This is a genomic window from Gordonia sp. 135, from assembly GCF_009720185.1.
GTDB classification, from domain to species: domain Bacteria; phylum Actinomycetota; class Actinomycetes; order Mycobacteriales; family Mycobacteriaceae; genus Gordonia; species Gordonia alkanivorans.
The window spans coordinates 289,887-310,844 of sequence record NZ_CP046257.1; the positions used below are offsets into that span (position 1 = coordinate 289,887).

The following is a 20,958-nucleotide window of genomic DNA, read 5'->3' on the forward strand; positions in this document are numbered from 1 at the left end:
GGGGCGTGCGGTGCAGTGTCCGACTGCGCCGCGTCCGGCGGGATAGAGGTTCGACAGGAAGTGGCGATGACAACGAAGTGTGCTCGGCTGGTGCTGCCCCTGGCGGGACTCGCACTCGCGCTCGGTTCGGTCTCGGCGTGCTCCGACGATTCGACGGCCAGTGCGCCGATCACCAACAACCCGGTCACCACCACGTCGCTGTACTCGGCCGCGGGATCGTCCACGCCCGCGTCGGGTTCGGCCTCGGCCGAGCCGACAGCCAAGGTCTCGGACGCGCCGTCGGGAACCACCTCGAAGCTGCCCGAGACCGAGCCCAACCCGAGCACCAAGGTCCCGGACAACTTCCCCGGGCCCAGCGGTGCCCCGCTCGACGCCAAGGCCAAGGCCTACCTCGCGGCGCTGAAGGCGGACAACGTCACCTTCATGGGCGACAGCGACCACTCCGTCTCGCTCACCATGGCGAAGTACGTGTGCGGCGCCAAGCAGAAGGGCACCGACCCGGGCATGGTGAAGGCCTTCGTCACCGCGTCGGTCGGGCCGGGCACCAAGACCGTCGAAGAGGCGAACACCAAGGCCGACAAGGTGATTCGCGCAGCAGAACAGCACTACTGCTGACGTGATGGCCAGACGCACCGCGGGCCGCGCTCGGAAGAGCCCCGCCCGGCGGCTGGGGAAGTTCTCCCTGTTCCTCCTAGCGCTCGCGGTCATCGCGATCGTGCTCATCGTGCTGCTCATCCTGGTGTGGCTGAAGCCCGGGCCGGTCCCGCCGATCGGGCCGCAGGTCCCGTCGACGCCGTCGAAGGAGCGCCCCGAGGCGCAACCCGCGGACTGTCCCGACGTGCTGACCGTGGTGATCCCGGGCACCTGGGAGTCGAGTGCGACCGACGATCCGTACTCGCCCTCGGCGAACCCGAACTCGCTGATGTTGCGGGTCTCACGCGCGTTGTCGAAGGACTTCGACTCGTCGCGGACCGAGATCTACACGGTGCCCTACACCGCACAGTTCCGGAATCCGACGAACCTCGCCGACCGTCAGGCCGACTACAACGTCTCACGCACCCAGGGGTACAAGCGGGCCGCCGGCAAGATCATCAACACCAACAAGCGCTGCCCGCTCACCAGCTACGTGCTGATGGGCTTCAGCCAGGGGGCGGTGATCGCGGGTGATCTCGCCAGCAACATCGGCAACGGCCGGGGTGTTCTCGAAGACGGTGACCAGGATCTCGTTCTCGGGGTCGGGCTCATCGCCGACGGGCGTCGCCAGCCCGGCAAGCAGAACGACGTGGACCCGAGCCCCGACGGCGTCGGGGCGGAGATCGCTCTCGGCGGCATGGGCAACATCGTCCCCGGCATCACCATGACCGGCCCGCGCAACGGGGGATTCGGCGACCTCGAGGACCGCGTGCAGTCCATCTGTGCGCCAGGCGATCTCATCTGCGATTCGCCGACGGTCCTCAATCCGCTCGCCGCCGTGTCGAAGCTGGCCAACGCCGCGAGCAACCCGATCCACGCGATGTATGCCACCACCAAGTACTGGGAGGCCGACGGTCGCACCGCGACCCAGTGGATGTACTCGTGGGCCGAGGACCTCATCGACGAGGCCCCGCGTCCCGCGCACGAGTGACCCCTCGGCGTCCAGCGGTCGACGAACTCGGTGTAACCCTGTCGCCGACACCACCGATTCGTTTTGCGGGGCCGTCACGCTGCATTAACGTGTTGGGCTGGCCCGGGCTTCGTCCGGGCGATCGACACAGGATGCCGTACGGCGTCCCCGACGGCCGGACACGAGGAGAGGACAGCGATGACGCAACCCCCGAATGATGCGGGTGGCAGCTCCTCCGGTCTGCGCAAGTTCCGCTTCGGTGCGGGTGGCGAGGGCAACAAGGACGAAGGTGGCGCCCGCAAGTTCGTCAAGCTGGCCCAGACCGCCGAGGAATACGGCTACGACACCTTCGCGGTGCCCGATCACCTGGGCAACCAGGTCGGTCCGCTGGCCGCGCTCGGTGCGCTGACCCAGGCCACCAGCACGATCCGCCTGGCCACGTCGGTACTGGCCAACGGCTGGCGCCACCCGGCGCTGCTGGCCAAGGAGGCCACCACGATCGACGTGCTGAGCAAGGGGCGACTCGAGCTCGGCATCGGCGCAGGCTGGATGAAGGAAGAGTTCGACAAGGCGGGGATCGAGTTCGAGTCCCCTGGCGTCCGCATCCGCCGGCTCGACGAGGCGCTGACCATCCTCGACGGTCTGATGCGCGGCGAGACCGTCGACTTCGACGGCGAGTTCTACAAGATCAACGGCCTCGAGGGCAGCCCGCGACCCCGCCAGGGACCGCGACCGCCGATCGCGGTCGGCGGTGGCGGACCGAAGATGCTGGCGCTCGCCGCCAAGCACGCCGACATCATCTCCGTCGCCCCGGGCACCACGCCCGACGGCAAGATGAAGCTGTCGGACATGACCATCGAGAAGACGGCCGAACGTGTCGACCGCATCCGCCAGGCCGCGGGTGACCGGTTCGACGACATCGAGCTGAACTGGACGATCGCCGTCATCGTGATCACCGACGATCGTGTGGCAACCGCCGAGATGGCGCTGAAGGCCCTCGAGCAGGGCTACCCGCCGAACATCGCGCACGACACCGAGTTCACCGTCGACGACGTGTTGTCCTCGCCGTACATCGCGATCGGCAGTTTCGAGGAGATCGCGGATCAGATCCGCGAGGTCCGTCGCCGGACGACCATGTCCTACGTCGGGGTCTTCCCGACCCAGATGGACGCCTTTGCGCCCGTTCTGGCCCAGTTGAAGGGGGAGTAGGATGACCGTCTGTCTCGCGTGTGAACGACGAGGTGGTGGGTGTTGACCCGAGGGTGTACGTCGATGAACCGACGTACGCTCTTTCGAAGCTGAACTTGACGATCACAAGTTTTTCGTTGTGTAACTGGACGTGCGCTACCGTATCCCGCGGTCGGCACAGGACGTGGATGGCAGAAGCGCCGGGTGTTGTCGCCGAAGGACGTCACCGGGAACTGCACTCGCGTGGGGGAGTCCACGAGGGGGCCACAGGAGTAATGAATGCTGAAGACTGAACTCGAAGACTTTCTCGATGAGACGGGAAACATCTCCTTCACCGAGGAAGCGACGCTTGTCGACTACGTCGAACAGAACGTGCGTGAGCAGGCCGACACGCTGGCTTACCGGTTCATCGACTACAGCCGCGAGCGCGACGGCGAAGCCCAGGACCTGACCTGGGCGCAGTTCGGCAAGCGCCTGCGCGCTGTCGCCGCACGCCTGCAGCAGGTGACCAAGCCCGGTGATCGTGTTGCGATTCTCGCACCGCAGTCGCTCGAGTACGTGATCGGCTTCTTCTCCGCGCTGTACGCCAGCAACGTCGCGGTGCCGCTGTTCTCGCCCGACGAGCCCGGCCACACCGATCGACTGCATGCCGTCCTCGACGACTGCAAGCCGACGGCGATCCTCACCTCCACCAAGTCCGCCGAGGCGGTCCGCGACTTCTTCGCGCCGCTGCCGGCCAAGGAGCGCCCGCGCGTCATCGCCGTCGACGCGGTCCCCGATTCGGTGGGTTCGAGCTGGGTCGCCCCGGTCGCGGGCAAGGACCACAACAAGGACACCGTCGCGTACCTGCAGTACACGTCCGGTTCGACCCGCGTCCCCGCGGGCGTGGAGATCACCTACCAGGCGGTCGCCGCGAACGTCCTGCAGATCTCCGACACCATCCAGATCGACCGCAACGCGCGCGGCGTCACGTGGCTGCCGATGTTCCACGACATGGGCCTGCTGACCGTGATCCTGCCGGCGCTCGGCGGTCGGTACATCACGATCATGAGCCCGCAGGCGTTCGTCCGCCGACCCGGCCGCTGGATCAAGGAACTCGCCGCGGCCGCCGACGGCGCGGAGACCTACGCCGCGGCCCCGAACTTCGCCTTCGAGCACGCCGCCGCGCGCGGCCTGCCCAAGGAGGGCGAGGAACTCGACCTGTCGAACGTCATCGGCCTGATCAACGGCTCGGAGCCGGTCACGGTCAGCTCGATGAAGAAGTTCAACGAGGCCTTCGCGCCCTACGGCCTGCCGAAGACGGCCATCAAGCCCTGCTACGGCATGGCCGAGGCCACCCTGTTCGTCTCCGCGACCCAGCGTGAGAACGAGGCCAAGGTCATCTACGTCGACCGCGACGATCTCAACGCCGGCAAGCTGACCGTCGTCGAGGAGGGCACGCCGAACTCGGTGGCCCAGGTGTCCTGCGGCCAGGTCGCGGTGAGCCAGTGGGCGGTCATCGTCGACCCGGAGACGGCCTCCGAGCGGCCCGACGGTCACGTCGGCGAGATCTGGCTGCACGGTCTCAACATCGGCGCCGGCTACTGGAACAAGCCGGCCGAGACCGAGGAGACCTTCCACAACAAGCTCGTCGCCCCGCTGTCGGAGGGCAGCCACTCCGAGGGCGCCCCGGCCGACGGCCTGTGGATGCGGACCGGCGACTACGGCGTCTGGCTCGACGGTGAGCTCTACATCACCGGTCGCGTCAAGGACCTGGTGATCGTCGACGGACGCAACCACTACCCGCAGGACCTCGAGTACAGCGCCCAGGAGGCCAGCACCGCGCTGCGTCCGGGCTTCGTCGCCGCCTTCTCGGTGCCGGCGAACCAGCTGCCCGCCGTGGTCTTCGAGTTCGCCGGCAGCGGTCTGACCCCCGATCCCGACGACGCTTCCGAGCAGCTGGTCATCGTGGCCGAGCGCGGCCCGGGCCGCAAGGCCGACCCGCAGGAGGTCGCCGACACCGTGCGTGCCGCCGTCGCGCAGCGCCACGGCGTCATGGCCCGCGACGTCCTGCTGGTTCCCGCCGGTTCGATCCCGCGCACCTCGTCGGGCAAGATCGCGCGCCGGGCCACTCGTACCGCCTACATCGACGGCAGCCTGCGCGGCGGCTACAAGCAGACGGCGTTCCCGGACGCGGCGGAATAGCGCGTCCACAACAGTCACCCGGCACCCGGTTTCGGGTGCCGACGAGAGCAGTAGTCTGGAAGCGATGTCTGAACTGAATACCGACGAGTCACGCGGCACCGATCTGCCCGACGACTCGTCCCTCGAGACCCCCGGTTCGGTAGACGGAGCAACCGCCGACGCGACCAACGCGACGTCGAACGGTGAGGCCACACCAGGCGAGACCGCCGGTGACCTCACCGTCGACGAGCTGCGGGACTGGCTGCGCGAATGGGTGTCGCAGGCGACGGCCGTGCCGGTCGCCCAGATCGACGTCGACCGCCCGATGGAAGAACTCGGACTCTCCTCGCGCGACGCGGTGGCGCTCGCCGCCGACGTCGAGGACAAGACCGGGGTCATCCTGACCGCGACCGTGGTCTACAACCACCCGACGATCTCGTCCCTGGCACAGCGCATCATCGACGGCGACCCCGACGAAGGTCTCGACGACACCGCCGACACCTTCTGGCGGCGTGAGCGCAGCGCCGACGACGACATCGCGATCGTCGGCCTGTCGACCCGCTTCCCCAAGTCCGGCACCACCCCGGAGTCGACGTGGGAGGCGCTCGTCGGCGGCGTCGACGGCATCTCCGATCTGCCCGAGGGCCGATGGACCGAGTTCACCTCCGATCCGCGGTTCGCCGAGATCCTGGAGTCCTCGAACATCAAGGGCGGCTACCTCGACGATGTGCGCTCGTTCGACGCCGACTTCTTCCAGATGAGCCCGCGCGAGGTCGAGATGGTCGACCCGCAGCAGCGGCTCGCCCTGGAACTCACCTGGGAAGCGCTCGAGCACGCCCACATCCCGCCGAGCGACCTCAAGGGCGCACCGGTCGGTGTGTTCATCGGTACGTCGACCAACGACTACCAGCTGCTCGCGACCCTCGGACTCGGCGAGGGCGCCGAGGACACCGCGGCCTACGCGCTGACCGGTACCTCGACGGCCATCGTCGCCAACCGCGTCTCCTACTTCTACGACTTCCGCGGACCGTCGATCGCCATCGACACCGCGTGTTCGTCGTCGCTGGTGGCGATTCACCAGGCGGTTCGCAGCCTGCGCACCGGCGAATCCGACGTCGCCCTCGCCGGCGGCGTCAACATGCTGATCACGCCCGCCGCGACCCTCGGTTTCGACCGCATCGGCGCGCAGGCCAAGGACGGCCACATCAAGGCCTTCTCCGCCGACGCCGACGGCATGATCCGCGCCGAGGGCGGCGGTCTCGTGGTGCTGAAGCGCATGGCCGACGCCCGCCGCGACGGCGACGAGGTCCTCGCGGTCATCGCCGGCTCGGCCGTCAACTCCGACGGACGTTCGAACGGCCTGCCGGCCCCGAACCCCGAGGCCCAGGTCGAGGTGCTGCGTTCGGCGTACACCGACGCGGCGATCGACCCGCGCACCGTCGACTACGTCGAGGCCCACGGCACCGGCACCATCCTCGGCGACCCGATCGAGGCCGACGCCCTCGGCCGCGTCGTCGGTCGCGGCCGCACCGCCGACAAGCCGATGCTGCTCGGTTCGGTGAAGACCAACTATGGACACATGGAGTCCGCTGCCGGTGCGGGTGCGATCGCCAAGGTCGTCCTCGCGCTGAAGAACGGGATCATCCCGGCGTCGCGCAACTACAGCGGTCCCAACCCGTACATCCAGTTCGACGCGACCAACCTCAAGGTGATCCCGGAGGCCACCGAGTGGCCCCGCTACTCGGGTCACGCCGTCGCCGGTATCTCCGGCTTCGGCTTCGGCGGCACCAACGCGCACGTCGTGGTCCGCGAGGTCCTGCCGAGCGACCTGAAGCCGGAGACGGTTCCGGTCGATGCCTCGGCAGCAGAGCTCCCGGCCACGGAATCCCTTCCGGGCGAGCCGGATCTCGACGATGACGAGGACGAGTACCTGACCGAGGCCGAGCGGGCCGTTCTGGCCGCGCAGGCCGCGAATGTCGAGCCGGCGCTCGCCGAGACCGCGGCCGACCCGGCCGAGGGTTTCGCGCCGTGTGCCGTCGAGGGTTCGGTCGTCCCGCTGGTGATCTCCGGCTTCCTGCCGTCGCGCCGCCGCAAGACCGCCGCCGACCTGCTCGAGTGGCTCGAGTCCGACGAGGGCCGGGCCACCCCGCTCGCCGACATCGGCCGCGCGCTCGCGCACCGCAACCACGGCCGTTCACGTGCCGTCGTGATGGCCCGCACCCATGACGACGCCATCACCGGTGTCCGGGCGATCGCCGACGGCAAGGGCAATCCCCTGGTGTACTCCTCGGATTCGCCGGATGCGGCGTCGGCCGTGTGGCTGCTGTCGGGCTTCGGTTCGCAGCACCGCAAGATGGCCAAGCAGCTCTACACCGAGAACCCGATATTCGCGAAGTACGTCGACCGCGTGGACGCGCACATCCAGAACGAGCTGGGTTACTCGATCGCCGACATGTTCCTCGACGACGAGCAGACCTACGGCATCGAGACCAGCCAGGTCGGCATCTACACCATCCAGGTCGCGCTCGCCGACACGCTGCGCCACCACGGTGCGGAACCCGGTGTGCTGGTGCCGCATTCGATGGGCGAGGCGTCGGCCTCCTACATCAGCGGCGGCCTGTCGCTGGAGGACGCGACCCGCGTCATCTGCCAGCGTTCGCGGCTGATGGGCGAAGGCGAGTCGATGCTGCAGGGCGACGACATCCGTCTGATGGCGCTGGTCGAGTACAGCGCCGAGGACATCAACGACGTCCTCGTCGACTACCCCGACCTCGAGATCTGTGTCTACGCGGCACCGACCCACACCGTCATCGGCGGGCCGGAGTCGCAGGTCGACGCGATCGTCGAGCGGGCCGAGGCCGAGGGCAAACTCGGCCGCAAGCTGGCGACCAAGGGGGCGAGTCACACCTCGCAGATGGACCCGATCCTCGGCGAACTCGCCTACGAGCTCACCGGCATCGAGCCGCGGCGGCTCACCACCGGGTTCTACAGCTCGGTCGACCGCGAGGTGTTCTACCGCGCGGGCCACGAGCCGGTCCACACCATCGACTACTTCCTGAAGGGTCTGCGCCACAGTGTGTGGTTCAGCCAGGCCATCTCGAAGTCCGTGGAGAACGGTCACCGCACCTTCCTGGAGCTGTCGCCCAACCCGGCGGTCCTGATCTCCGTTGCGGCCGTCACCTTCTCGGCCGGCCTGCACGACGCCGAGCTCATCGAGACGCTGCGTCGCAAGGAAGACGAGAGCTTCGGTCTGGTCAACGCGCTGATGAAGCTGTACGTGCACGGCCACCCGGTCGACGTCGCGTCGCTGTTCGGCGCGGGTGGCTATGCGGCCGTTCCGCGAACCCGCTTCGAGCGCAAGGAGTTCTGGCTCAAGGCGAAGCTGTCCTCGGGCGGCTCGGCCGGTTCGGTCCCCGGATCGCATGTCGCGCTGCCCGACGGCCGTCACGCCTGGGAGGTCAATGCCGCAGCCGTCACCGACCCGCGCGCTTTGGTGCACGCCGCCGCCGCTCAGGTGCTGAAGAACGCCTCGGTGGGTGCGGCGGTGTCGCACGGTGAGGTCCCGGCGACCGGCACCATCACCACCACGTTGAGCCCGCATCCGGGTGGCGCGTCGGTGAGCCTGCACGTCAAGGCGGACAAGAATTTCCGCCTGCTCTTCGAGGCCGCTGTGACCGGCGACCTCGACGAGACCGCCGCGACGGCGTCCGCGCCCGCTGCGGCCCCCGAGTCCGGTGCCGCGGCGTTCGCCGACGACAAGGTCGTCGTCGAGGACGAGATCGTCGACGACATCGGCAACAAGTGGAATCCGGAATCCGGTGAGACCGTGGGCGATCGCCTCGCGATCATCGTCGGCGAGTCGATGGGTTACGACCCCGAGGACCTGCCGCGCGAGATCCCGCTCATCGAGCTGGGCCTGGATTCGCTGATGGCCGTGCGGATCAAGAACCGCGTCGAGTACGAGTTCGACATCCCGCAGCTACAGCTGCAGGCGATGCGCCAGGCGAACCTGGCCGACGTTCAGAAGTTCGTCGAGTTCGCGGTCACCCACCGCGACCAGCTCGACGATCTCGCCGAGAACGCCGCCAGCGGAGGCGAACTCGACACGGCAGCGCTCAACGCCTACATCGACGAGCAGAACGCCCAGGGCGCGACCCCGGGCGTGCCGGCCGTCGAGGAGTCCCCGGAGCCCAAGCAAGAGGTGGCCCGGGATGTCGTGGAGGTGGAGGACGCCGTCGCGACCTCCCCGGGCACCGATCCGGAACCGGTCGCGGCCGCCAAGCCGGCCACCGACATCACCTCGCAGAAGGCGGTCGCCGAGGCCGCGGGTTCGGATGTCCCGCCGCGTGATGCGGCCGAGCGCCTGACCTTCGGCACCTACGCGGTCGTGACCAAGAAGTCCGCGGGCGGCATCTTCAACAAGCTGCCGGTCCTGTCGGAGGAGACGGCCCAGCAGCTCACCGACCGCCTCAACGAGCGCACCGGTGGCGACATCGACGTCGAGGACATCCTCGACTCGGAGACCATCGAGGAGATGTCGAACTACGTTCGCGAGCACCTCGATGCCGGGGCGTCGACCGACGGATTCCTGCGCTACCTGCGTCTGGTTCCCGAGGGCAAGAAGGTCTACGACCCCGCTGCGGGCGACCCGGCCCCGATCCTGCTGTTCCACCCGGCCGGCGGCAACACCTCGGCCTACGAGGCGCTGCTCAAGCGGCTGCCCGACGACCAGCCGGTCATCGGTTTCGACCGCGGCGTCGAGGGAACGATCGAAGACCGTGTCCGCGAGTACATCCCGCGTCTGCGCGAACTGCAGCCGAACGGGCCGTACGTGCTGGTGGGCTGGTCGTTCGGCGGTGCCCTCGCCTACGGCGTCGCCCAGGTTCTCCGCGAAGCCGGCGAGGAGGTCGCCTTCGTCGGCCTGATCGACGTCGTGCGTCCTCGCGAGGACATGACCGAGACCCCCGAGACCAAGCGCGCCCGCCTGGAACGGTGGAAGGACTTCGCGATCCGCAACTACGACCTCGACCCCGAGGTGCCGATCCCGATGGAGAGGCTCGTCGAGGCCGACGACGAGGGTCAGTTCGCGATCATCATGGAGATGATGTCGATGTCGGGCACCAAGATCCCGGGCGGCATCATCGAACACCAGCGGACCTCGTTCATCGAGAACCGCGTGCTCAGCAACATCGCGCCGGAACCGTACGACGGCAAGGTCGTGCTGTACCGCGCGGACAAGATGCATGCCGGGGCGATCGAGCTCGAACCGCAGTGGGCCGAGATCGACGAGGACGGCCGGTGGGGCGAGGTCGTCGACGACCTGGAGATCATCCACATCGGTGGCGACCACCTGTCGATCGTCGACGAGCCCTACATCGCCAAGATCGGCGCCGATCTGGCCACGCGTCTCGGACGGCTTGGTAAGAGGTAGCCTCACGAGACATCGTGGTCGCGTAGAAAGTGAAGGACCGTGACTGACACCACCGCAGGCAAGCTCGCCGACCTCCGGCAAAAGCTGGAGGCCGCTCGCGAACCCGGAGGGGAGAAGGCAGTCGCCAAGCGTGCGGCGAAGGGGATCTGCTCCCCTCGCGAACGCCTGGCCATGCTGTTCGACCCCGGGACGTTCGTCGAGATCGGCGCGCTCGCCAAGATGCCGGGCGCCGCGGAGAGCGGGTACGGCGACGGTGTGGTCACCGGCCACGGCCTCGTCCACGGACGCCCCGTCGCCGCGTTCTCGCACGACCAGACCGTCTTCGGCGGCACCGTCGGCGAGATGTTCGGCCGCAAGGTCGCATCGCTGATGGAGTGGGCGGGCAAGATCGGCTGCCCGATGGTCGGCATCAACGACTCGGCGGGCGCCCGCATCCAGGACGCCGTCACCTCGCTGGCCTGGTACGCAGAAATGGGCCGACGCAACGATCTGCTCTCCGGTCTCGCACCGCAGATCTCGGTCATCCTCGGCAAGTGTGCGGGCGGTGCCGTCTATACGCCGGCCAACACCGACATCCTCGTCGCCGTCGAGGACAAGTCGTACATGTTCGTCACCGGCCCGGACGTGCTCAAGCAGGTCAACGGCGAGGAGATCTCCGCCGAGGATCTGGGCAGCGCCCACAATCAGGCGCGCTGGGGCAACATCCACCACATCGCGCCCGACGAGAAGGCCGCGTTCGACTGGGTCCGCGAGTACCTGCAGTACATGCCGTCGAGCGCGTACGAGGAACCGCCGGTGATCAACCCGGGACTCGAACCCGAGATCACCGAGTCGGATCTGTCGCTCAACGACTTCATGCCGGACAACGACAACGCCGGCTACGACATGAAGGACATCATCATCCGGCTGTTCGACGACGGTGCCTTCCACGAGGTGGGAGAACTGTTCGCGCCCAACATCATCACGGGTTACGCACGTGTGGACGGCCGGTCGGTGGGCGTCGTCGCGAACCAGCCGAGCGTCATGTCCGGTGTGCTGGACACAGATTCGTCGGAGAAGGCGACGCGTTTCGTCCGGATCTGCAACGCCTACAACATCCCGCTGGTGTTCCTCGTGGACACGCCGGGCATCCTCCCCGGCCTCGCCGAGGAGCAGAAGGGCACCATCCGCCGGTCGGGTCGCTTCCTCTACGCCTACGTGGAGGCCGACGTCCCCAAGGTCACCGTGGTGCTGCGCAAGGCCTACGGCGGCGCCTATGCGGTGATGGGTTCCAAGCACCTCGGTGCCGACATCAACTTCGCCTGGCCAACAGCCAAGATTGCCGTCATGGGTGCCGAATCGGCCGCCGCCGTGCTGACTCGTCGTCAGACCGAAGGGCTCTCGGCTGCTGAGGCCGACAAGGTTCGTCGTGACTTCATCGACTTCTACAACACGATGATGGCCACGCCCTACCTCGCGGCCGAACGCGGCTACGTCGACGCGGTCATCGAGCCCGCCGAGACCCGCCTGCAGCTCCGGAAGGCGTTGGCGCAGTTGCGCGACAAGCAGGTCCTCAAGACCCCGCGCAAGCACTTCCTGATGCCGATCTAGCGCAAACCCACCCCTTTTCCGTAGGCCCACCCCTTCACGAGGTGGCGGGTTTACGGAAAAAGGGAGGGTTTGCGGAGGGTGTCAGTTGCCGATCGCCCGCATCGGCCCCGGTGTCCAGAGGCCGTTGTGGGTCTCGGTGGTGATGATCAGCTCCGCGTCGGTCTGCGGCAGGATCGGGGTGAGGCCCTGGAGCGAGCCCCAGTCCTTCGCCCAGTCGTTGCGCAGGTACGACGGGTAGACGCGGCCGCGCACCTCGTTCTCGATGATGCCCAACGGACCACCGGCGTCGCCGGCCATCCAGCGCTGCGAGTTCACCCGCTCGCCCTCGCGGTCGGGGGAGATCCGCCAGACCGGCGTCTCGAGGACGCCGTACTTGACCTGAGCGGGTCGCTGGCACGGGAACGCGAGTCCGGCCTCCCAGTCGATGAGGACGGGATCCTCGCTGCCCACGAGCTTGTTGAGCGTCTCCATCGACGACACCCGCGGCGGGGTGACCGCGAGCCACTGATCGCGCAGCGGAGAGGTGTCCTCGGCGAGCACGCGGACCACGGAGGCGCCCGGAGGTGCCTGATCCAGCGGGAAACGCAGGTTGCGCCACTCGGGTGCGCCACCGATGTCGAGCGGCATCATCTGACCGGCGGGGGCCACCGTGCCGTCCGGTGCGACGCGGCCGAACTGCAACCGCACCTTCTGGCCCGGCCGGACGACCGCGAGATCGTCGATGTACTCGACATAACCGGCCACGGACATGGTCACCAGCGGCTGGGCGTCGGAACGCCCCTCGGGCAGCTGGTACCAGTCGGAGGTGAGGTTCCCGGTCCCGGTGGGGGAGTTGTAGGTGCCCAACACCGGGGTCTTGGACGGTGACAGTCCGAACGGCAGCTTCACCGTCGAGCCGTTGACGCCCGCCTGCGCGGTACGACCGCCGCTGGTGTCGGTCGACGACGTGGTGGTGTCGTCAGAGCTGCTGCCGTCCTCGGTCGGATCGGTCTGCGTGCGATCGACCTCGGCGGTCGAGGTGCCCGCGGAGTCGTCGGACTCCTCCTCGGTGTCCTCAGAGAGATCCGACGCGACGCCGTTGGGATCGAAGCCCACCATGCCCACGCCCGCGAGGGCCGCACCCGGCGACGGATTGTTCTGTCCGGCAACGCGTGCCGGGGCGAGGAGTCCGGCGGTCGGGTCGCTCTCCACGAGCACGGCGTCGGCGAGCGCGCACGGTTCGCCCTTGAGCGCGTTCACGTTCGAGCTGAGCCACGACCACGAATTGCGCTGCGTCCAGTCTGCTTTCGCGAACGAGACCAGGGTGAACACCAGCATGATCGCCGACACGATGATGATCGACGGACTCCGCAGGCGTGAGAACAGCGACGTCGACGAGCCCGCACGGACCGCCTCGTCGACGTAGTCGTCGCGGAAGTGCTGCCAGAGGCCCAGCAGTGTCAGTGCGACCGCAACGGCGAGGATGCCGGTCCACAGCGGGATGCCCTTGACATCGGGAACGGCGTCGCGCCAAGGGATTCCGTAGCTGCCGACGTACCACCACTGGTTGCGTCCGGAGAACGCCAGGGCGAGGACGTAGGCGCAGGCGGCCGCGAACAGCGTGCGATTCCGGCGGCGCCGCATGATCGTCCGGTCCGCACACGCGGTCGCCACCGCGGCGAGCGCACCGCCGATCGCCGCGTACACACCCATCTGGTGGGTCCACTTGGTGGGCAGGAACGCCATCAGCACAACCGAACCCGCGACCATGGCCAGCAGACGCCACGTCGGTGCCGTCGCGATGCCGGGCAGACGCCGCCGGTTGAGCAGCATGATCACCACGAGGACGAAGCACGTGAACACGATCAGGACACCGAAGCGTCGGGAGATGCCGCCGTCCGCGGTCGGGTTCATCAGCATGTAGTAGCGCATCGGTTCTTCCCACCACTTGTTGGTGGGACCGACCTGACCGTTGACCGACACCGCTTCCAGGATCGGGGCGAGCGGCTGGTCGGCGAAGATCTCGAACATCACCGCCAGACCCGCGGCCAGGATCGGCAGCAGCAGCGGAAGGACGCCATCGCGCTTGCGGCGCACCATGAACCGCTTGAGCAGCGGCCGGATACCGGCGATGAGCGCGATCGCCGCGATGACCCCGGTGGGGTGGATGGTCAGCGTGAACGCCGCCGAGATGATGGCGACCGTCAGCGGGAAGAACCGCCCGGTGGCGATGGCCCGTTCGACGCAGACCCACGTGAACAGGGTTCCGAGTGCGATCAGCGGTTCGACGCGCAGACCGTTGTTGTACGGCATCCACACGGCGAGGAAGACCAGGGCGGCGGCCCAGATCGCGGGCGTCGACTCGCGGACCGCACGACCCAGGCGGGGGATCGCGGCACGGGAGATCAGCCACCACGACGTCATCGCGAAGATGAACGGCAGCAGGCGGAGCCACGGGGTGGCCGTGCTGACGTCCATCCACACCGACAGGTACTGGTAGTGCCAGCCGAACGGATCCTGCGGCACGCCGAAGTAGCGGTAGTAGTTGTCGAGATAGCCGGCCTCGCGGGCGATCCGGCCCACCGTCACCTGATATCCGTCGTCGGCGGTGTTGCCGCCGACGAACAGCCAGATTCCCAAGACGAGTGCGACGAATCCGTCGACCGGGCGGACCCGCCACCAGCCGGCCGGGAAGATCTTGTGGTGCCCGCGGGCGTCACGGGCGTCGAGAACCGCCAGGGCGGCCAGCGACAGAATGGTCGCCGCCACGCCCAGCACCAGCAGCCAGAACTTGAGACTCGTGGGGGTGGAGACGAATCGGGTGTCGATGGTCGACCGGAAGGACAGTCCCTCGGTGGACACGGTCGACGGCAGTCCCGAGTAGACGCCGATGATCTGCGGACGCGCGTTCGGGTCCTGGAGATCGAACTCGTGGATCGCACCCGCGGTCTCGGGCACGCCCTGGATCGAGCCGCGGCTGCCGTCGGTGTCCGCGTCGACGACGATGCGGCAGTCCGGGGCGTTCTGGGCGGCCGTGCGAGGAGTGTTGAGCAGCACCACGTTTCGCTGGACGACCTGCAGGGAGTCGGCGGTGGCCCGGATGAACAGGCCGACCTTCCCGGCCTCCGCACCGCCCTCGGGCACCGTGGACAGCAGGACGCCGCCGGTGCGCGGGAGCGACGCACCCAGCGCACACGGGACGGAGACCTCCATCGACACCGGCACGAACGACACGTTCGGTGCGGCGACGTTGGCGACCGAACCCTGCTGCGGCCAGACGAGTTCGGACTTCGTGTAGTCGACCGGCAGGAACGGGCTCAGCAGCGCCAGCAGGATGCCGAGCGCGCCCGCCGCCATGGCGACGATGCGCGCCTTGCCCGCATCGCGTTCGGAGAAACTCTGCTCCCGTTTCGCCGGCGGCGAGTCGTCGTGCTCCGCTTCGATGGGAGCGTCAACGCGGTCAGTCATCTTCGGGCACCACCCTGATCGGGCCGGGTCGTGACCATCCCCATGTGGTCGCCGACCCGGTTGTCACGTCCGCCGGCCGCGCCTGCGGCACCAGCGGGTTGAGTCGCTGCAGGTTGCCCCACTCGCGATACCAGTCGTTGTCGAGATACGTCGCCACCGTCGACGGCCGGGTCAGTGCCTCGACGGTCGTCAGCAGGCCGCCGTCCTCGGCGGCCATCCAGGTCTTGGATTGCGAGTTGGCGATCCAGGATTCCGGCAGGATTCGCCAGTCGGGGACGTCGAAGACGCCCTCGTGGGCGGTCATCGGCCGCTGGCACGGGAACCAGGCGCCGGCGGCGAAGTCGATGAGAACCGGATCGGTCGAACCGACCACCTGCTGCAGGGTCTCCAGGACCGGAGCACGCGGCGGCGTGATCGCGAGCCACTGGTCGGCGTCGAGGTTGTTGTCCTTGGCGACGAGGCGCATCACCGTGGCATCGGCGGGCACGCGGTCCATCGGGATGCGGAGATTGCGCCACGGCCGGTTCGACCGCTCGGCGTCGATCGGGACCGCGGGTGCGCCGACCTCGACGAACTCGCCGTCGACCTCGCGGCCGAACTCGACCTGCAGCGTCTGCCCGAAGATCGGGACACCGTCGCGGTCGTAGGTGAACACGGCACCCGCGGCGGTGACGACGATCAGCGGCGAGGCGTCGCGATCCGGGAGGCGATACCACCCGGTGGTCAGCGTGGCCTGTCCGTCACTGGTCTCGTGGCTGCCCATGACCGGCGTGGTGGCCGGGTCGAGGCCGTACGGGAGTGCGGCGGTGCTGCCGTTGACCCCGCGCGGGCCCACGCCGCCCGCGGTGCCGGGGTTGGAGCCGTAGACGATGAAGGTCTTGGAGAGGTCCGCGGAGGTGTTCATCGCGCCGGGCTTCTGGGCACCGGCCTGCGGTGTCAGGTCGGGCTTCACGCCGTTGGGGCTGAAGCCGTGCGAGTCGCCCTCCAGGGTCTTCGACGCCGATCCGCCGTCAGCGGGGGCGAGTGTGCCCTTGTTGGGGTCCGGCTCGACGAGCACCGCGTCGGCCATGGCGCACGTGTTGCCGCGCAGGGAGTCGAGGTTGGCCGACAGCACGGTGAACGTGTCGGACCGGCTGACCGCGGCCTTGGCGAAGACCGCGAGCTCGCAGACGACGATGAGGACGGCGATCACCGCGATCGGTGCCGAGGCGACACCGATGCGCCAACCGGCCGGAGCGGCGCCCTGATCGTGGGCCAGGCCGGTCTCGTCGACGTAGTCCATGCGCAGGTGCTGCCAGACGGCGAACACTAGCGCGACGACGGCCAGCGCGAGCAGCACCGTGGACACCTGCATCCCGGCGATGACCGGTGCCTTGTCGAACCAGGCGATGCCGAAGTTGTACGGCCACGGCCACGCGTTCTTGCCGGCCGCGGCGGCGGCACACGCCACGAGCAGGCCGGCGATCAGGATCGACAGGTTGCGCAGCGTTCGGCTCGCCGCCTGGCCGATCGCGACACAGGCGACGGCGGCCAGCGCCGCGCCGAGGCCGGCGAAGATGCCGAACTGGATCGTCCACTTGGTCGGCGTGAACGACAGCAGCAGGATCGTCAGCAACGATGCGCCCAGGACGCGCCACACGGCCCCGGGGTCGACTCCGTCGATCCGCTTGCGACGCAACATGATCGCGAGTACGAGGAACATCGACACGGCGAACAGCAGCACCGGGATGCGTCGTGCGAGTGCACCGTCGGTGTGGTTCACGGCCAGGAAGTAGTAGCGCAGCAGCTCCTGGTACCAGGCCAGCGTCGGTCCGACCGAGTAGCGGATGCGGATCGCCTCGAAGACCGTCGCCAGCGTCTGGTCGCGGAAGACGACGATGACGACGAGCGCACCCGCACCGAGGACAGGTGCGAGGAGCGGCAGCAGACCGTCTTCACGACGGCGGCGGACAAGGATGCGCAGCAACGGCCGGGCGCTGGCGATCAGCAGAGCCAGCGCGACCAGGCCGTGCGGGGCCAGTGCGAGCGTCAGCAGCGCGGTGAGCGCGGCGAGTGCTGCGGGGAGCATCCGGCGCGTCGAGACCGTGACCTCGACCGCCCACCAGGTGAGGAGCGTGCCGAGCACGATGATGCCCTCACTGCGCAGACCCGAACACATCGGCAGCCAGAACGCCAGGAACACCGCTGCACCGGTCAGCATCGCCCACTGGGACCGGCGGACGGCGCCGCCGAGACGCGGCAGCAGCACCCGGCTGAGGATGAACCAGGCGGCAAGGCCGGCGATCAACGAGGGCAGACGCATCCACAGGCCGGTGGTCGAGATCGTCGACCAGTAGGCGAGGAAGTTGTAGTACCAGTCGAACGGCGCCTCGGGGATGCCGTAGAAGCGGTAGTAGTCGGCCAGGTAGCCCGCGTCCGCGGCGTTGCGGCCCATGTTGAGGATGTAGCCGTCATCCGGCGACCCGGCACCCAGGAAGTGCCACACGACGAGCGTCAGGGTGACGCCGATGTCGGTCGGCGTCGGCCGCAGCACCTTTCCCCAGCGGAGCCTGCCGCCCACCCGGCGGTGGTAGCCGTGGATGCGGTCGAGTCGGCCCACCGCGATCAGCGCGACGATCGCCGCGACGACGCCGATGATCATGACCAGCCACTTGATCACCGACGGCGAGGAGTCGAAGCGGTCGTCGATCTCGATCCGCACGTCGATGCCCGACGCCCGGACCTGCTCGGTGGTCAGGCCGGTGAACACACCCGCGATCTGCGGATTCGACGACGGCTCGGCCAGGCCCACATCGCCGCCACCGGCGCTCGCCGCACCCGGGGGCACGCCGACGAACTGGGCGCCGGTCGTGGTGGCGTCGGAGAAGATGCGTAGGTCGTCGCACCCCGCCAGAGCGGAACGCGGTACCGAGGCCAGGGCCTTGTTGCGGACCGACACCGTCACATTCGCGGCGTCGGCCACCACGAAGAGACCGTTCTCACTCGCCTTCGTGGCGCTCGCCGGCATCGACGACAGCACCGTCGTGGTCGCATCGCCCGGCGTGGCCGCCAGCACCCGGCACGGGATGGTGATCTGCACATCGCGTGCGGTCTGCGCGACCAGCGGTGCGGTGACCGACGCCGACTCCGCGCCCAGCTCTTGGCTCTGCGGCCACGTGATCGACGCCGTCGACGTGGTGACCGGCAGGAACGGGGTCAGCACACCGGCGGCGAGGGCGACCAGTCCGGCCACCGCGGCCACGATCGCCACGGGCCGCGAGGAACGATCGGAAGACTGCGCTACGGGGGTGTCGGCGCCGACGGTGGGCTCGTCTGATTCGGACACTCCAGGCGACTTCGGCACAGGCGCATCGTAGTCAGCGATGCTGTGACAATCCCAAATCGAGGCTCCCGTCGGGAACTCAGGCGAACCTGGCCAGGATCGAGTGAACGGCCTGCGTGACGGTCATCCGGTCATAGGTCTGGACGAACTCGAAGGTGCGCTCCAGGTCGGGGCCGGCGTCGTGCTGGTCGCGCGCGGAGAGCAGTGCGGCGAAGTGCGGGCCGAGGACCGCGACGTTCCACTCGTTGATCAGGTCGTCCTCGGGATCGAGGGGCGCCCGGTGCACGTTGCCGTCCCGCACATCGGGGAGCCCGACGCCGTAGACGCCGGCCAGGCCGGTCTGGGTCGACATCTCCCGCCACCGCTTGGCGGTGCGGGGAGTGAAGTGCTCGGCGAACTGGAAGGTGCCCAGCACGATGGCGGCGCCCCCGATCGCGGCCTGGTGTTCCAAGGCCTTGCTCATCTCGATGAGCAGGCGCTTGTTGCCCATGCGCGGCTCGATGGAGGTCGATGCGATGCGATACGGGGTCGACTTCTCCGAGTCCGGGGTCGTCCACACCGGCATGTCGGGCAGCGGGACGATGGTCCGCGTCGCCAGAGTCGACGGGTCGGACACCGGCGGGTACAGATCGCCGATACCGAAGGCCGCGCCCATCGTCTGGGCGGTCACCCGGGACGACTCGTCGTCGACGCCCTCGGCGATCACCACGGCATGACTGCGTTCGGTGTGCGCGGCAAGGGCGTGGGCGAGCTGTGCGGCATCGGCGGTGGCCTGCTTGGCGAGGAGCTCGGCACCGGTCACGATGATGTCCGGTTCGACGAGCGACAGCAGGGTGGCGGCGTGTTCGCTGCGGACCAGGCCGTCGACACAGATGATCTTGCCCGCGGCGCGGGCCTGCGCGACCCGGGCCAGCGTGCGCTGGGGACTGCGTTCGACGGAGTCGGGCAGGATCACCATGACGTGGCGCTCGAGCGTGTGAGTGGTCTCCTCGTCGAGATTGTCGATCAGTTCCAGATCGAGGTTGACCAGGAGCGGAAGGATTTTGGCCAGCGACTGCGCGCGCGGGCTGGCGGCCATCTTCCGCTTACGCTCGTCCAGCACCGGGTGCTCTTCGACGAGCCGTGCGGCCCGCTTGAGGGCGGCGGCGGTGGCGAGGCGGGTTCCGGCGGGTCCACGGAGCTGTAGTTCGACGGCAGCCAACGCTCCGTCCGACAGCCGGCACACCGGCGCGAACTGCATGTGGAGCTCCAGATCGTCGAACAGCGTGAATGATCGTGTTTCAGCCACACGTACCTCCCCGTCAGAGCGAGGGCGCCCCGATCGATCCGGCGGACGCAATTGTCTTCACATCCTGTTCACGGCCTAAGCCTGTGCCCAGAGTAACAGTGCGTCGACGGTTGGACGTGCGACAACACCCGTACCACATCGAGAGATCAACTCTCGCAACGTGTTCGGGTCAAGAGGGGGGAAACCGCGGCCGCGAGCTGGTGGTGGGGGCGGTCGCGACCGCGGTTTCGGTGCGGGACCGGGCGATGGCCCCGCACCCGGTCTAGCGGTCAGCGTGCGGCATCGGCGGCTTCCTTCTCGCTGCTGGCGCCGGCGTGACTCAGCTCGCCCGTGTAGCTCTCGAGATGGGCGCGGACGAACCACTGGAACTTCTCGAGTTCAGCGGTCTGCCCGATCAGGACGTCCTCGGTGATCGGGTCGATCTCACCGATCTTCTCGATCGCGTCCCGGTGCGAGGTGATGAAGCCCTCGTAGACGAGGTCGAGGGCTCCGAGGTGTGCCTGTGCAGTGTCGCGACCGATGGAGTAATCGCTCCACGAGCGGTCGGTCTCGATCGCCTTGGCCGTGCCCTTGGGCGACGAACCCAGGGTCGCGATGCGCTCCGCGACGGTGTCGGCGTAGCCGCGGACGAGTTCGACCTGCGGGTCGATCATCTCGTGTACCCCGATGAAGTTCGCGCCGACCACGTTCCAGTGGATGTGCTTGAGGGTGAGATGCAGGTCGTTCAGTGCGCTGAGGCGCTCCTGCAGAATCCCGGCCACCTCATCGGCCGATTCCGTGCTGAGTCCTGGTGCCGTGAATTTACTCATGACACGACGCTAGGCCGCGGTCACGGCGGGATCGAGGGTCGCGCGGGATGAGTGACGCAACCGAGATTGGAGGTCACGGTGCGGTAACGAACGGAGGTCGCCTGGTTTCGACGAGGG

General features: G+C 68.3%; 10 protein-coding genes. 6 read left to right on the forward strand and 4 right to left on the reverse strand.

Annotated features, from left to right (window positions below; genetic code table 11):
* Positions 1-66 precede the first annotated feature (66 nt).
* The 6 genes from GKZ92_RS01270 to GKZ92_RS01295 all read left to right on the forward strand — a co-directional run bounded on the left by GKZ92_RS01270 (position 67) and on the right by GKZ92_RS01295 (position 11,975).
* Positions 67-615: a DUF732 domain-containing protein gene (locus GKZ92_RS01270; protein ID WP_006867064.1), complete on the forward strand. Its 549-nt coding sequence runs from the start codon at positions 67-69 to the stop codon at positions 613-615.
* A 1-nt stretch (position 616) separates the two neighbouring features.
* The gene (locus GKZ92_RS01275) at positions 617-1,624 is read left to right on the forward strand and encodes a cutinase family protein (RefSeq protein WP_155224924.1); all 1,008 of its coding nucleotides are present in this window, start codon (positions 617-619) and stop codon (positions 1,622-1,624) included.
* 177 nt (positions 1,625-1,801) lie between these two features.
* Positions 1,802-2,812, forward strand: coding sequence for an LLM class F420-dependent oxidoreductase (locus GKZ92_RS01280; RefSeq protein ID WP_006358800.1), 1,011 nt, complete (start codon positions 1,802-1,804; stop codon positions 2,810-2,812).
* 258 nt (positions 2,813-3,070) lie between these two features.
* Entirely contained in the window at positions 3,071-4,975 is a 1,905-nt protein-coding gene (fadD32, locus tag GKZ92_RS01285) for a long-chain-fatty-acid--AMP ligase FadD32 (RefSeq protein ID WP_155224925.1), read from the forward strand.
* A 64-nt stretch (positions 4,976-5,039) separates the two neighbouring features.
* Positions 5,040-10,385, forward strand: coding sequence for a polyketide synthase Pks13 (gene pks13, locus GKZ92_RS01290; protein WP_155224926.1), 5,346 nt, complete (start codon positions 5,040-5,042; stop codon positions 10,383-10,385).
* 39 nt (positions 10,386-10,424) lie between these two features.
* Positions 10,425-11,975, forward strand: a complete 1,551-nt coding sequence (locus GKZ92_RS01295; RefSeq protein ID WP_005199222.1) for an acyl-CoA carboxylase subunit beta — start codon at positions 10,425-10,427, stop codon at positions 11,973-11,975.
* 81 nt (positions 11,976-12,056) lie between these two features.
* On the opposite strand, the gene GKZ92_RS01300 is transcribed toward GKZ92_RS01295, so the two are convergent.
* From GKZ92_RS01300 to GKZ92_RS01315, 4 genes are all read right to left on the reverse strand, one after another.
* Entirely contained in the window at positions 12,057-15,422 is a 3,366-nt protein-coding gene (locus GKZ92_RS01300) for an arabinosyltransferase domain-containing protein (RefSeq protein ID WP_155224927.1), read from the reverse strand.
* On the reverse strand, positions 15,415-18,672 hold the full coding sequence (locus GKZ92_RS01305; RefSeq protein WP_155225674.1) for an arabinosyltransferase domain-containing protein: 3,258 nt from the start codon (positions 18,670-18,672) through the stop codon (positions 15,415-15,417). The genes GKZ92_RS01300 and GKZ92_RS01305 overlap by 8 nt, the downstream gene beginning before the upstream one ends.
* A gap of 151 nt (positions 18,673-18,823) precedes the next feature.
* Positions 18,824-20,032, reverse strand: coding sequence for a DICT sensory domain-containing protein (locus GKZ92_RS01310; protein WP_127961935.1), 1,209 nt, complete (start codon positions 20,030-20,032; stop codon positions 18,824-18,826).
* Between the two features lie 269 nt (positions 20,033-20,301).
* Complete coding sequence (locus GKZ92_RS01315) at positions 20,302-20,841, reverse strand: Dps family protein (protein ID WP_006358793.1); 540 nt, start codon at positions 20,839-20,841, stop codon at positions 20,302-20,304.
* Positions 20,842-20,958 lie beyond the last annotated feature (117 nt).